This is a genomic window from Nocardioides sp. TRM66260-LWL (assembly GCF_020075545.1).
Taxonomy (GTDB): domain Bacteria; phylum Actinomycetota; class Actinomycetes; order Propionibacteriales; family Nocardioidaceae; genus Nocardioides.
Genome location: NZ_JAIQZK010000005.1, coordinates 118252 through 131878, shown reverse-complemented (window position 1 = coordinate 131878; position 13627 = coordinate 118252). Strand labels below are relative to the sequence as shown.

The window sequence follows — 13627 nt, the reverse complement described above, 5'->3', positions numbered from 1 at the left end:
GGATCGGCGGGCTGTCGTCGGTCAGGCAGCGTGGGTGTGGTGCGTGTGCAGGCCGGCGGTGGTCGCGGCGCTGAGCCAGCGCGACTCCAGGTGGCCCTGGCCGTCGGCGTCCTGCACCGTGATCCAGACCTGGTACATCTCACCGGTCGTCTGAGTGTGGGTCATGAGACACCTCCTGTTCACTCTCTGTTCACCAAAGGTAGCACGTCCCCACCGGCATGCCACGTCCTTGACGGAATCCTGACCATCTCCTCCACCTGGGCGGTCCGGAGCGGGCTCGTGGTGCGGTCGCCGCTCCACCCCCCGCCTGGGGGAGCCGTCCTGGCCGCGCGAGCGGATGCCGCAGCCCGCCTCCGGTGGCCGGACGCACGCGCTCGGCGTCGCCGGCCCGGCCCGCGGGGAATGCGTCCTGGGCCCCGTCGCCACTACCGTTGACGGGTGAGCGACCCCGTGGACCTGCCCGACGACCAGCCCCAGAACCCCGTCGAGGACGCACCCGAGGAGCCCACGGGCCCGACCTTCGCCGACCTCGGCCTCGGCCCCAAGGTGCTCAAGGCGCTGCGCGACGTCGGCTACGAGACGCCCTCGGCCATCCAGGCCGCCACCATCCCGACCCTGCTCGAGGGACGCGACGTCGTCGGCCTCGCGCAGACCGGCACCGGCAAGACCGCCGCGTTCGCGCTGCCCGTCCTCGACCGCCTCGACGTCTCGCAGAAGACGCCGCAGGCGCTCGTCCTGGCCCCCACCCGCGAGCTCGCGCTGCAGGTGTGCGAGGCCTTCGAGCGCTACGCCGCCCACCTCACCGGCGTGCACGTGCTGCCGGTCTACGGCGGCCAGGGCTACGGGGTGCAGCTCTCCGCGCTGCGCCGCGGCGTCCACGTCGTCGTCGGCACGCCCGGGCGCATCATGGACCACCTCGAGAAGGGCACCCTCGACCTCTCCGAGCTGCGGTTCCTCGTGCTCGACGAGGCCGACGAGATGCTCAACATGGGCTTCGCCGAGGACGTCGAGACGATCCTCGCCGACACCCCGTCCGACAAGCAGGTGGCGCTGTTCTCCGCCACGATGCCCGCGCAGATCCGCCGGCTCTCGCAGAGCTACCTGCGCGACCCCGCCGAGATCACCGTCAAGGCGCGCACGTCGACGGCCTCCAACATCACCCAGCGCTACCTCGTCGTCAGCTACCCGCAGAAGGTCGACGCCCTCACGCGGATCCTCGAGGTCGAGAACTTCGACGGGATGATCGTCTTCGTCCGCACGAAGAACGAGACCGAGACCCTGGCCGAGAAGCTGCGGGCACGGGGCTACTCCGCGGCCCCGCTCAACGGCGACGTCGCCCAGGCCCAGCGCGAGCGCACGGTCAACCAGCTCAAGGCCGGCAAGCTAGACATCCTGGTGGCCACCGACGTCGCCGCGCGCGGTCTGGACGTCGAGCGGATCAGCCACGTCGTCAACTACGACATCCCCACCGACACCGAGTCCTACGTCCACCGCATCGGCCGCACCGGCCGCGCGGGACGCTCGGGCGACGCGATCTCGTTCATCACCCCCCGCGAGCGCTACCTGCTCAAGCACATCGAGAAGGCGACGCGGCAGCCGCTGGCCGAGATGCCGCTGCCGGGCGTCGACGAGGTCAACGCCACCCGCCTCGCGCGCTTCGACGACGCCATCACCGAGGCGCTCGCCGACACCGAGCGCATCACCGCGTTCCGCGACATCGTCGCCCACTACGTGCGCCACCGCGACGTGCCCGAGCTCGACGTCGCCGCCGCGCTGGCCGTCGTCGCGCAGGGCGAGACCCCGCTGCTGCTCGACCCCGCGGCCGAGCGTCCGGCGCGTCCTGTTCGGGGTGACCGTCCCGAGCGGGGCGAGCGTCCGGAGCGGGGCGACCGCGGCGAGCGGCCCGAGCGGAAGAACCGCCGCGCCGACGGCCCGCCGCTGGTCACCTACCGCATCGCGGTCGGCAAGCGGCACCGCGTCGAGCCTCGGCAGATCGTCGGCGCCATCGCCAACGAGGGCGGCCTGCGCCGCGCCGACTTCGGCGCCATCTCGATCCGCCCCGACTTCTCCCTCGTCGAGCTGCCCGCCGACCTCGGCCCCGAGACGTGGGAGGCGCTCGCCGACACCCGCATCAGCGGCAAGCTGATCGAGCTGCGGCTCGACGACGGCCCGCCGCGCGGTGGCGCCCGGCGTCCGCGCTCGGACCGGCCCGAGCGGTCGGACCGGCCCGAGCGGTCGGAGCGGCACGACCGCCCCGAGCGCTCCGACGCCCCGGCCGCGTCGGACGCCGCCGACGACCGTCGGGCCCGCAAGCCGCGGCACCGGTCGTCGCAGGACTGAGCGCCGCGGGCTCGGCCGCTCGCCCCATGTGACGCGGAGTCCGGTCAACTGACCACCCCTCCTGAGTGGTGGGAGGTTCACGGGACTCCGCGTTACATGCGATTCCGACTCCGGCCGCATCCCCGCCCCGGCGCCGCGCCGCGCAGGGACCGTCGGCGCCGGCTGGTAGAACCGCAGGCGTGACGCGTCTCGGTGGTCTCCTGCTCGCCCTCGTCCTGTGCGCGGGCCTGCCCGCGTGCAGCGGCTCGTCGGGTCCCGACCCGCGGCCGACGGCCGAGGCCTGGGCCACGGCGCTGACGACGGGCGACCTCGCCGACGTGCCCGTGGCCGACCCGCCGAGCGGGGGCGTCGCGAAGGGATACGCGGCGATCGTCGAGGGGCTCGGCGGGCTCGAGCCTCGGGTCGAGGTCGCGTCGGTCGACGACGGCGCGTCCGACGCCGAGCGCATCGCTCGGCTGCGCTGGACGTGGCCGGTCGGCGGCAGCTGGGCCTACGAGACCTCGCTCCCGCTGCGCGAGGTCGACGGCGCGTGGCGCGGCGTGTGGTCGCCCGCCGTCGTCGAGGGCTCGCTGCAGGCGGGCGAGACGCTGCGCCTGCAGCGGCTGACGCCGACCCGCGGCGACCTGCTCGGCGCCGGCGGCACGGCGCTGGTCACGGAGCGTCCCGTCGTCCGGTTCGGGCTCGACAAGACCCGCGTCAGCGCCGCGCGGGCGCCTGCGTCGGCCCGGCGCCTGGCGACGCTGCTGGACGTCGACGTCGCGGGGTTCGTCAAGCAGGTGCGAGCCGCCGGCGCCAAGGCCTACGTCGAGGCCATCGTCTACCGCCGCGACGACGTCCCGCGGCGGGTCGCGGCCGGCTACGAGGCCATCCCGGGCGCGGTCGCGACGAAGGACCAGCTGGCGCTGGCGCCGAGCAAGGGGTTCGCCGCGCCGATCCTCGGCACGGTCGGCCAGGTCACCGCGGAGATGGTGAAGAAGCAGCCCGACGTCTACCGGCCCGGCGACCAGGCCGGCCTCTCCGGGCTGCAGGCCCGCTACGACGAGCAGCTCCGGGGCACGCCCGGTGCGCTGGTGACGGCCGTCCCCGGCGATGGCGCTCCGGGCGGCGCCGAGACCGAGCCCCGCGAGCTCTTCCGGGTCGACCCGAAGGCCGGCCGCGACCTCCGGCTCAGCCTCGACGTCCGGCTGCAGCAGCAGGCCGAGTCGGTGCTGGCCGGGGTGCGGCCCGACGCCGCCCTGGTCGCGATCCGCCCGTCCACCGGCGCGGTCCTCGCCGCCGCCACCGGCCCGTCGAGCTCGCTGAACCTGGCCACCTTCGGCCGGTTCGCGCCGGGCTCCACCTTCAAGATCGCCAGCAGTCTGGCCCTGCTGCGCGCCGGGCTGCGTCTGGGCAGCGCCGTCACCTGCCCCGCCTCGGTCACGGTCGACGGCAAGCGGTTCGGCAACTACTCCGACTACCCGAGCGGTGCGCTGGGCCGCATCACGCTGGCCCAGGCCGTGGCCAACTCGTGCAACACCGCCTTCATCGGCCAGCGCGGCAGGGTCGACGGCTCCGCCCTGGCCGACGCCGCCGCGTCGCTGGGCGTCGGCATCGACCACGACGCCGGCTTCCCCGCCTACTTCGGCGCCGTGCCTGAGCCCCGCAGCCAGACCGAGGCCGCCGCCGACCTGATCGGTCAGGGCACCGTCACGACCTCGCCGATGGCCGTCGCCACCCTGATGGCCTCGGTGCAGGCCGGACGCACCGTGCTGCCGTGGCTCGTCCAGGACCAGTGCCCCACCGTCGGCGACGGCGTCGCCCCGCTCACCTCGGGCGAGGTGACGGCGCTGCGCTCGCTGCTGCGCGGCGTGGTCACCGGCGGCTCCGGCCGCGGCCTGGGCGACCTGCCGGGCCCGCCGGTCCGGGCCAAGACGGGCACGGCCGAGTTCGAGCGGGACGGTCGCACGCTCACCCACGCGTGGATGGTCGCGGGCCAGGGCGACCTGGCCGCGGCGGTCTTCGTCGACGTCGGCGACTCCGGCTCCGGCACGGCCGGTCCGCTGCTGCGCCGGTTCCTGGCGTCCGCCCGCTGACGCGCGGGCTCGCGCCGGCGCCCGGAACGAGGTCCGGGAGGAGGCCCGGAAAGAGGATGAGCCCCGGGCTGCATGGGGTCAGCCGGGGCTCATCGTCGCGTCAGAGTGCTCCCTCCGAATCGACGTCCCGATCATGCCACGCACCGGCCGGGGCCCGAGGCGGAAACGCCCGATCGGGTGGCACCGGTCCAGCCCACCCGGCCGTGGGGGCCCTGGGCGCGCGGGGCGGGGCGGTGACAGGATCGGCGCATGGGCCTCGACCAGCGCTTCCCGTCCGACCTGCTCCCCGACGACCACCGCGGCCTGCTCATCGGCGGCGCCTGGCGTCCGGCGTCCGGCGGTGAGGTCTTCGAGGTGCTCGATCCCGCCGACGGCAGCGTCCTGACGACGGTCGCCGACGCGAGCGTCGAGGACGCCGTCACCGCGCTCGACGCCGCCGTCGCGGCGCAGGCCGCCTGGGCGCGCACCGCGCCGCGCGAGCGCGGCGAGATCCTGCGGGGGGCGTTCGAGACGATCGCGGCCCGCGCGGACGAGATCGCCCTCCTGATGAGCCTCGAGATGGGCAAGACGGTCGCGGAGTCGAAGGGCGAGGTGTCGTACGGCAACGAGTTCTTCCGCTGGTTCTCGGAGGAGGCCGTCCGCATCGCCGGCCGCTGGATGCAGGCGCCCGCGGGGGGCAGCCGGCTGCTGACGATGAAGAAGCCGGTCGGCCCGTGCCTGTTCGTGACGCCGTGGAACTTCCCGCTGGCGATGGCCACGCGCAAGATCGGCCCGGCGATCGCCGCCGGCTGCACGATGGTCGTCAAGCCGGCCGCGCAGACCCCGCTGACCATGCTCGCCGTCGCCGGCATCCTCGCCGACGCGGGCCTTCCCGACGGCGTGCTCAACATCGTGCCGTCGACCCGGGCGGCGGAGATCAGCGAGCGGCTGCAGGCCGACGACCGCCTGCGCAAGGTCAGCTTCACCGGCTCCACGGGCATCGGCCGCGTGCTCGTGCGGCAGAGCGCCGAGCAGCTGCAGCGCGTCTCGATGGAGCTCGGCGGCAACGCGCCCTTCCTCGTCTTCGAGGACGCCGACCTCGACGCCGCCGTCGACGGCGCGATGACCGCCAAGATGCGCAACATGGGCGAGGCCTGCACGGCCGCCAACCGCTTCCTGGTGCACGAGTCCGTGGCCGAGGAGTTCGGACAGCGCCTGGCCGCCCGGATGGGCGCGCTGGTCGTCGGCCGCGGCCAGGACGACGGCGTCGACGTCGGCCCGCTGATCGAGCAGAAGGCGCTCGACGGCGTCCGCAAGCGCGTCGACGACGCGGTCGCCGAGGGCGCCCGCGTGCTCACCGGCGGCAGCGACGCCGAGGTGCCGGCCGAGGGCTTCTTCTACCCGCCGACCGTGCTGGTCGACGTCCCTGCCGACTCCGCGCTCAACCGCGAGGAGATCTTCGGCCCGGTCGCGCCCGTCCTCTCCTTCCGCACCGAGGAGGAGGCGATCGCGCGGGCCAACGACACGGCGTACGGCCTGGCGTCGTACGTGTACACGCGCGATCTCGCGCGGACGATCCGGGTGGCCGAGGCGCTGGAGTACGGCATGGTCGGCGTCAACACCGGCCTGATCTCCAACCCGGCGGCGCCGTTCGGCGGGGTCAAGGCCAGCGGGTTCGGTCGCGAGGGAGGCTTCGAGGGCATCGAGGAGTACCTCGAGACCACCTACGTGGCGCTGCCCGCCACCTGAGCCGCCCCGGCCTTCGCCCGTGGATCCCTACGGCCCGACGCGCTCGCAGTACGAGCGCTTCGCCCGGCACGCCGCGGAGTCGCCGACCTTCGCGGCCTGGTCGCGCGGCGTCGCGGGCGACGAGGAGGTGCTGGCCTGGATCGACGCGCTGCCCGACCTACGGCGCCAGCCCAACCTCGTCTTCGCGGCCGCGCGCTGGCACGGCGTCCCCGCGCCGGGGCCGTACGCCGGGCTGCGCGCGGCGCTGCTCGGGGACGACGGGACGATCCGCGCGACCCTCCTGAGCCGCTCGACCCAGACCAACGAGGCGGGTCGCCTCGCCACCCTGCTGCCGGCGCTCGGCCTGATCGCCGAGGCCGAGGGCGTCCCGCTCGCGCTGCTCGAGGTCGGCGCCAGCGCCGGGCTGTGCCTGCTGCCCGACCGCTGGGACTACCGCTGGCACACCGCGGACGGCGAGGTCCGGCTCGACGCCGGTCAGGGCCGCGAGCTGCGGGCCCGGGTCGAGGGATTCGCCCCCCTGCCGCGGCGTCCGCTGCCCGTCGCCTGGCGCCGGGGCGTCGACCTGCGGCCCGGCGACGTGACGGACGACGACGCGGTCGCCTGGCTGGAGAACCTCGTGTGGCCCGGGCAGCACGACCGGCTCATCACCCTGCGCGCGGCCCTGGCCGCGGCGCGCGAGGACCCGCCGCCGATCGTCGCGGGCGACCTGCTCGAGGTGCTGGAGGCCCAGGTGGCCGCGGCCGGAGCGCATGGCCCGGTGGTCGTCTACCACTCGGCCGTCATCGCCTACCTCGACGACGCCGACCGCGACCGCTTCGTCGCCCTCGTCTCCGGCCTGCAGGCGCGCGGCGCGTGCCACTGGGTCAGCAACGAGGCCGCGAGCGTGCTCCCCAGCGTCACGGCGACCCTGCCGGCCCCGCTGGCCTCCGACCGGCGCCTGGCCGGCGGCTGCTTCGTGCTCGGCGTCGACGGCGTCGCCCGCGCACTCACCCACGGGCACGGCCGGTGGCTGGCCTGGGGCTAGCCGGCCGACGGCTCGCGTGCGGCCGGCGCCGATGAGGTCCGGAGGCCGAGCGCGTCAGCCAGCCGACCGCGCGAGGGGATGCCGAGCTTGCGGTAGACGTGCGAGAGGTGCCACTCGACGGCCTTCACGCTGACGCCGAGCTCGGCGGCGATGCCGCGGTTCGTCAGGCCGGACGCCGCGGCCTCCGCGACCCGGCGCTCCGTGACGGTGAGCGTCGCGACCCCGGCGCTGGCCACGGTCGTCGGGGTCTCCCCGGCCAGGCGGAGGAGCCGCTCGACGCGCTGCGCCAGCGGACGGAGTCCCTGGCCGCCGGCGTGCGCCTCGGCGTCGCGCAGCAGCGACACCGCCCGGGCGTGCCCGGCCGGCTGGAGGAGCAGCAGCGTGGCGAGGTCGGTGCCGATCTGCGCGGCCAGGCGCGCGTCGACCGGCAAGGCGCCGGGCGGCGCGACCAGCGCGAGACCGTCCTCGAGCAGCCGCACCCGTCGCTCCCCGGCGTCCACGGCCGCCAGGGTGCGCAGCGCCGCGGCGCGGGCCCGCGGGGACTCCCCGGCGACGAGCTCGGCCTGCTGCTCGGCGGTGCGCCGGGCCTCGGCGCGGCTGCCGGTGCGGAGCAGGGCCAGGGCGAGCGTGGTGCGCCACGGGACGTCGGCCGCCGGCGCCTCGGGAGCCAGCCGTCCGGCCTCGAGCGCGTGGGCGAGGGCGTCGTCGTCGCGACCGCAGGCCAGCGCCAGCTCGCCGCGGAGCACGGCCGCGCGGGCGAGCTCGGCGCGCTCCGCCGCGGACGGCGCGCCCTCGAGCCGCTCCTGCAGCAGCAGCGCGACGGCGTCCTCCACCAGCGGCAGCTCGCCGCGAGCCAGGCGGACCTCCGCGAGCGCCACGAGCACCCGTCGTCGCAGGGTGGGCGGCAGGGAGCGCTCCGCGGCGAGTCGCTGCAGGGTCGCGAGCGCGTCGATCAGGCGTCCGGACCGCTGGTCGTCCAGGGCGCGCGCCAGCGTCGCGCGGGCGTCCTGCGTCGACGGTCCGGTGGGTCGAGGGTCGGCGGGGGAGGTCTGCGCGGCTGGGGAGGTCGGGACGGCTGCCCCGGGGGCCTGCATGGGCCCATCGTGGGGTGCGGTGCCCGGCCCGCGGACCCGAATGCCGCAATTCGACCGACCCCGACCGCGCGGCTCACCCGCAGGGGCCGGGTCGCGTGCGACGCGTGCGACGGCTGGGTCGGCTGGGTCGAGTGGGCCGATCGGCGGCGACGGTGCGCCCGGGGTCGACGCCCGCGGACGGGTCTGCCAGGGTTCGTCAGCGATGCGCTCCTTCGCCGTGCTCCTCAACCCCGCCGCCGGTGGCGGCGACGCCGCTCGCGGCGCTGCGGCCGTCGTCGCCCGGCTCGAGCAGGCGGGCGCTGCGGTGCGGATGCTCCCGTCGCCCGGCCCGGAGCGACTCGCCCCGCTGGTGTCGGAGGCCGCGGAGCGCGGCGAGGTGGTCGTCTCGGCCGGCGGCGACGGCATGCTCTCCCACGTCGTCGGACCCGCGGCCCGCGCCGGGGCCACCCTCGGCCTGCTGCCGGCCGGCCGCGGCAACGACTTCGCGCGCATGCTCGGGCTGTCGTCGGAGCCCGACGCCGTGGCCACGACCCTGCTCGAGGCGCCGGCCCACCCGGTCGACCTGCTCGCGTGCACGCGTCCCGAGGTCGGCACCGAGATCGTGGCGGGCTCGGTCTACTGCGGCATCGACGCGCACGCGTCCGCGCTCGTGCACCGCATGCGCCGCACGCCCGCGCCGCTGCAGTACCCGTCGGCCGCGGTCCGGGCGATCGTCGGCTACGCGCCGGGACGCTTCCGGCTCGAGCTCGACGACGACGTGCTCGAGATCGAGGCCGGCATGGTCGCCCTCGCGAACTCCGGCTACTACGGCCAGGGCATGCGCATCGCCCCGGACGCCTCGCTGCACGACGGCCTGCTCGACGTCGTCGTCGTGGCGGCGACCTCGCGGCTGACCCTGCTGCGCGCGTTCCCGACCATCTACTCCGGCCGTCACGTCGACCGGCCCGAGGTCAGCCTGCACCGCGCGCGCCGGGTCAGGCTGACGGTGGCTGCCCGCTCGCCCGTCGCCGTCGGCGCCGACGGCGAGCCCCGGGGCGTCCTGCCCGGCCCGGACGACGACCCGCTCGTCGTCGAGGTGCTCCCGGACGCCGTGCGCGTGGTCGGCGGCTAGGCGTCCGGTCGTCGTGGTTCCACGTGGAACCAGGACCAGACCACACGCGCCCCATCCGCCACTGGTTTCCCCGGTCGACCGGGGAAACCGTTCGATGACGGGCAAAACTTTGCCTGTCATCGATCAACATCCCCGGTCGACCGGGGAAACCGACAGTGCGCCCGCCTCAGGGCAGGGCCAGCACCACCAGCTCGCTCGGCACGCCGGCCTGCACCGTGTGGCCCGGCTCGTCGGTCATGAGGAACGCGTCGCCGGCCTGCAGCGGGTCGGCGAGCGAGGAGCGCAGGAGGGCGCCGCGGGTCACCGCGACGTAGAGGCGTGGGGCGGCGGGCAGGGCCAGGGAGGCCCCGGCGTCGAGCCGGACGACGTGCAGCGCGACGCCGGGCACGTCCAGGTCGGCGGCGGGCAGGAGCCGGTTCGGCGCGGTGTCCAGGGCCGCGCCCAGCTCGACGACGCGGTGGGCGACGCCCTCGCGCTCGACCGGGTCGGTCAGCCACAGCTGGACGAACCGGGTGCCGGTGCGGCCGATCTCGCTGTGCTCGGCGCCGTCGCCGGGGTGGAAGACCCCGAGGCTGCCGGCGGGCAGGAGGACGGGCTCGGCGTCGTCGTGGCGGTGCTCGAGCACGCCGTCGAGCACCCAGGTCACGATCACCAGGCCGCTGTGCCGGTGGCTCTCGAAGCCGGTGCCGGCGGCGAGGAGGTGCTCGTCGTGGCAGACCAGCGGCCCGAACCCGGCCCGCTCGGGGTCGTAGTGGGCGCCGAAGGAGAAGGCGTGACGGGTCTGACGTCCGGCCTCCCGGGTGAGGAAGCGCGCCGAACCCCTGCGGATCTCCACGGTCATGGACCAAGATCGTGCCATGCGACCAGGGGCCCCCGGAGTCGGGTCGGGCGGCGCCGGCCCCGGTGCCCCCGTGCGCTCGCTGACCCCCGCGCCGGCCGCGCCGCCGGTGCTGCCGCCGGGCTTCCGGCTCGGCGTCGCGACGGCCGCCTGGCCCACGGAGGGCGCGGCGGACGCCCGCGGCGCCACCGGCTGGGACCGCTTCGCCGCGCTCCCCGGCACGATCCGCGACGCCGCGACCGGCGACCCCGCCGCGCACGGCGTCGAGCGCTGGCGCGAGGACGTCGACCTGCTCGCCCGCCTCGGCGTCCCGGCCTACCGCTTCTCCGTCTCCTGGGCGCGGGTGCAGCCCGGCGGCGCCGGGCCGCTCTCCGCGGCCGGCCTCGACCACTACGAGCGGCTGGTCGACGCGCTGCTCGCGGCCGGCGTCGACCCGATGGTCACGCTGCACCAGTGGGACCTCCCGGCCGAGCTCGACGAGCGCGGCGGCTGGCTCGACCGCGACGTCATCGACCGGTTCGCGGCCTACGCCGAGGCGGTCGCGGGCCGGCTGGGCGACCGCGTGCGGCAGTGGGTGCCGGTCGACCAGCCCAGCCTCGAGGCGACGCTCGGCTACGGCGTCGGCTCCCACGCGCCGGGCCGTGCGCTCGGCTTCGACGCGCTCTACGCCGCCCACCACCTGCTGCTCGCCCACGGCCGGGCGACGATGGCCGTGCGCTCCCGGCTGCCCGGCGGGCTCGGCGAGGTGGGCTGCGCGAACCAGCACGCGCCGGTCTGGCCGGTCAGCGACGACGCCGCCGACGTCGGCGCCTCCAAGCTCTTCGACGCGCTGTGGAACGGGCTGTTCCTCGAGCCCATGCTGCTCGGCCGCTACCCCGCCGACCTCGCGCCGCTGCTCGAGGACGTCGTCCAGGACGGCGACCTCGCCACCATCCGCCAGCCGCTGGACTTCTACGGCGTCACCTACGCCGCACCGCTGCGGATCGGGGCGGCTCCCGAGGACTCCGACCTGCCGTTCGAGGCCTTCGAGACCGTCGGCCACCCGCTGACCGACGCCGGCTGGCCGGTGGTGCCCGAGGCGCTGCGCGAGTGGCTGATCATGCTCCGCGCCCGCTATCGCGCCGCGCTGCCGCCGATCGTCGTCACGGGCACCGGCGCCGCCTTCGACGACGGGCCCGACGGCTCCGACGCCGACCGCATCGCCTTCCTCGACGCCCACCTGCGCGCCGTCGCCGAAGCGGCGCAGCGCGGCGTCGACGTCCGGGCGCTGTACGTGTGGTCGCTGCTCGATGGCGTGGAGTGGACGGCCGGACGCACCCACCGCTTCGGGCTCGTCGCGGTCGACCCGGACGACGGCACGCGCACGCCGAAGCCGTCGTTCGACTGGCTCGCCTCGGTGGTGCGGGCGCAGACCCGCTCGGTGGGCTAGCTCGCCAGCTCGTAGACCGTCAGCGCGGCCAGCACCGCGCAGGCCGCCGCGCCGCCGTACATCAGGCGGTGCAGCGGCACGCGGGACGAGAGCCAGCGCCCCGCCACCACGGCGAGCCCGCTGACGGTCAGCAGGGCGCCCAGCGCGCCCACGAACACCTCGACCGGCGCGTCGTAGCGCGCCACCAGCGTGATGGTCAGCAGCTGGGAGAGGTCGCCCCACTCGGCCGCGAAGAGCACCAGGAACGACGCGACGATCGCGCGGTACCCGGTGGCGTCCTTCGCTCGCGCGGCGATCTCGGCGCTCTCCTCGTCCTCGTCGGCCGCCGAGCGGGCCTCCCGCAGCAGCAGCACGGCGCCCAGCACGAACATGCCGGCCACGACGCCCTGCACCAGCCGGTCGGGCAGGAAGGTGACGACCTGCCCGAGCAGCACCGCGACGGTGGTCTGCACCGCGAACGCCAGGCCGACGCCGATCCACACCAGCACCGGCCGGTACCGGGTGGAGAGCACGAGCGTGGCGAGGAAGGTCTTGTCGGGCAGCTCGACGAGGAAGATCGCGCCGAAGGTGAGCGCGAGGGCGGCGAGGTCGATGGCGGGCTCCTGCGAGGCAGTCGGCGAGCGGTGCTCGCGACGGGGCGGGACGGGACGGGGCGCGGGTCAGGCGTGGGCGCGGAAGGGGTCCGCGGGGTACACGCCGAGGATCTTCACCTCGGTGGTGAAGAACGACAGCTCCTCGAGCGCGCGGCCCAGCCCGAGGTCGTCGGGGTGGCCGTCGACCTCGGCCAGGAACTGCGTGGCCGTGAACTGCCCGTCCACCATGTAGCTCTCGAGCTTGGTCATGTTCACCCCGTTGGTCGCGAACCCGCCCAGCGCCTTGTAGAGCGCGGCCGGCAGGTTGCGGACGTTGAAGATGAACGAGGTGACGACCGGCCCCGATCCCGGCTCGGCGCGCACCGGCTCGCGGGAGAGGACGACGAAGCGGGTGGTGTTGTGGTCCTCGTCCTCGACGTCCTCGGCCAGCACGTCGAGGCCGTAGATCGACGCGGCCAGCGGCGGCGAGATCGCGGCCTGGGTCGGGTCGGCTGCCTCGGCCACCTCGCGGGCGGCGCCGGCGGTGTCGCCGGAGATGATCGGGACGAGCCCGTGCTCGCGGATGACCTTGCGGCACTGGCCGAGCGCGTGCACGTGGCTGTGCACGGTGCGGATGCCCTCGAGGGTCGCCCCCGGCACGGCCATCAGGTGGAACCGGATGCGCAGGAAGTGCTCGGCGACGATGTGCAGGGTCGAGGCCGGCAGGAAGTGGTGGATGTCGGCGACGCGTCCGGCGAGGCTGTTGTCGATCGGGATCATCGCGAGGTCGGCGTCACCGCCCTCGACCGCGGCGAAGACGTCCTCGAACGACGCGCACGGCACGGCCTCCCAGTCGGGGTAGTGCTCCTGGCACACGATGTGGGAGTTCGCCCCCGGCTCGCCCTGGTAGGCGATGCGTCGCTGGTTCGGCACCCGCGCAGTCTAGGGAGCGCGGCGACGGGCCGACCGGCGGCTAGGTTGGCCGCGTGCCGCTGGTGCTCGCCGTCCTCGCCCTGCTCCTCGCCGTCGCCGCGCTCGTCCTGGGGGTGCTGGCGCTGCGCCGCGCCGCGCCCGGACGGGCGTCCGGCGGCGACGACGCGCTCCCGCCGGACGTGCTCGGCCTGCGTCAGGAGGTCGCGGCCCTGCGAGCCGAGGCCGGACGCGCGCTGCGGCACCTCGCGGTCGTGCGCTACGACGCGTTCGGCGACATGGGCGGCCACCTCTCGTGGAGCCTGGCGCTGCTCGACGACGCGGGCGACGGCGTCGTCGTCACCTCGATCCACGGCCGCTCGGACGCCCGCACGTACGCCAAGAGCGTCAGCGGCTGGACCTGCGAGCAGCAGCTCTCCCCGGAGGAGGCCGAGGCGATCGCCGCGGCCCGGCCCGGCCGCGCGAGAACCTGAGGTCCGGACCGGCCCC

At 75.6% G+C, this 13627-nt stretch carries 12 protein-coding genes; 7 read left to right on the top strand and 5 right to left on the bottom strand.

Annotation, left to right across the window (positions count from 1 at the left end):
- Positions 1 to 21: 21 nt before the first annotated feature.
- Complete coding sequence (locus K8Z61_RS13250; RefSeq protein ID WP_224130287.1) at positions 22 to 165, bottom strand: hypothetical protein; 144 nt, start codon at positions 163 to 165, stop codon at positions 22 to 24.
- Between the two features lie 381 nt (positions 166 to 546).
- On the opposite strand from K8Z61_RS13250, the gene K8Z61_RS13245 reads away from it, so the two are divergent.
- The 4 genes from K8Z61_RS13245 to K8Z61_RS13230 all read left to right on the top strand — a co-directional run bounded on the left by K8Z61_RS13245 (position 547) and on the right by K8Z61_RS13230 (position 7164).
- Positions 547 to 2340 (top strand): DEAD/DEAH box helicase, encoded by a 1794-nt coding sequence (locus K8Z61_RS13245; RefSeq protein ID WP_374227959.1) that lies wholly within the window; start codon positions 547 to 549, stop codon positions 2338 to 2340.
- 179 nt (positions 2341 to 2519) lie between these two features.
- Positions 2520 to 4412 (top strand): penicillin-binding transpeptidase domain-containing protein, encoded by a 1893-nt coding sequence (locus K8Z61_RS13240; protein WP_224130283.1) that lies wholly within the window; start codon positions 2520 to 2522, stop codon positions 4410 to 4412.
- 249 nt (positions 4413 to 4661) lie between these two features.
- Entirely contained in the window at positions 4662 to 6140 is a 1479-nt protein-coding gene (locus K8Z61_RS13235; RefSeq protein WP_224130281.1) for an NAD-dependent succinate-semialdehyde dehydrogenase, read from the top strand.
- A 19-nt stretch (positions 6141 to 6159) separates the two neighbouring features.
- Positions 6160 to 7164: a DUF2332 domain-containing protein gene (locus K8Z61_RS13230; RefSeq protein ID WP_224130279.1), complete on the top strand. Its 1005-nt coding sequence runs from the start codon at positions 6160 to 6162 to the stop codon at positions 7162 to 7164.
- Here the strand turns inward: K8Z61_RS13230 and K8Z61_RS13225 are convergent.
- Positions 7161 to 8258 carry a helix-turn-helix transcriptional regulator gene (locus K8Z61_RS13225; protein ID WP_224130276.1) on the bottom strand — a complete coding sequence of 366 codons (1098 nt, stop codon included), beginning with the start codon at positions 8256 to 8258 and terminating at the stop codon, positions 7161 to 7163. The two genes, K8Z61_RS13230 and K8Z61_RS13225, sit on opposite strands and share 4 nt — an antisense overlap.
- A gap of 202 nt (positions 8259 to 8460) precedes the next feature.
- Here K8Z61_RS13225 and K8Z61_RS13220 point away from each other — a divergent pair, with 202 nt between their 5' ends.
- Positions 8461 to 9369, top strand: coding sequence for a diacylglycerol kinase family protein (locus K8Z61_RS13220; protein WP_224130274.1), 909 nt, complete (start codon positions 8461 to 8463; stop codon positions 9367 to 9369).
- A 166-nt stretch (positions 9370 to 9535) separates the two neighbouring features.
- On the opposite strand, the gene K8Z61_RS13215 is transcribed toward K8Z61_RS13220, so the two are convergent.
- On the bottom strand, positions 9536 to 10210 hold the full coding sequence (locus K8Z61_RS13215; protein WP_224130272.1) for a pirin family protein: 675 nt from the start codon (positions 10208 to 10210) through the stop codon (positions 9536 to 9538).
- A gap of 70 nt (positions 10211 to 10280) precedes the next feature.
- Between K8Z61_RS13215 and K8Z61_RS13210 the strand changes: the two genes are divergently transcribed.
- The gene (locus K8Z61_RS13210; protein WP_224130270.1) at positions 10281 to 11636 is read left to right on the top strand and encodes a glycoside hydrolase family 1 protein; all 1356 of its coding nucleotides are present in this window, start codon (positions 10281 to 10283) and stop codon (positions 11634 to 11636) included.
- Here the strand turns inward: K8Z61_RS13210 and K8Z61_RS13205 are convergent.
- Together K8Z61_RS13205 and K8Z61_RS13200 are read right to left on the bottom strand one after the other, a co-directional pair.
- Complete coding sequence (locus K8Z61_RS13205; RefSeq protein ID WP_224130520.1) at positions 11633 to 12193, bottom strand: TMEM165/GDT1 family protein; 561 nt, start codon at positions 12191 to 12193, stop codon at positions 11633 to 11635. The two genes, K8Z61_RS13210 and K8Z61_RS13205, sit on opposite strands and share 4 nt — an antisense overlap.
- Positions 12194 to 12295: 102 nt before the next feature.
- The gene (locus tag K8Z61_RS13200) at positions 12296 to 13141 is read right to left on the bottom strand and encodes a prephenate dehydratase (RefSeq protein WP_224130268.1); all 846 of its coding nucleotides are present in this window, start codon (positions 13139 to 13141) and stop codon (positions 12296 to 12298) included.
- A 53-nt stretch (positions 13142 to 13194) separates the two neighbouring features.
- On the opposite strand from K8Z61_RS13200, the gene K8Z61_RS13195 reads away from it, so the two are divergent.
- The gene (locus K8Z61_RS13195; RefSeq protein ID WP_224130266.1) at positions 13195 to 13611 is read left to right on the top strand and encodes a DUF4446 family protein; all 417 of its coding nucleotides are present in this window, start codon (positions 13195 to 13197) and stop codon (positions 13609 to 13611) included.
- Positions 13612 to 13627 lie beyond the last annotated feature (16 nt).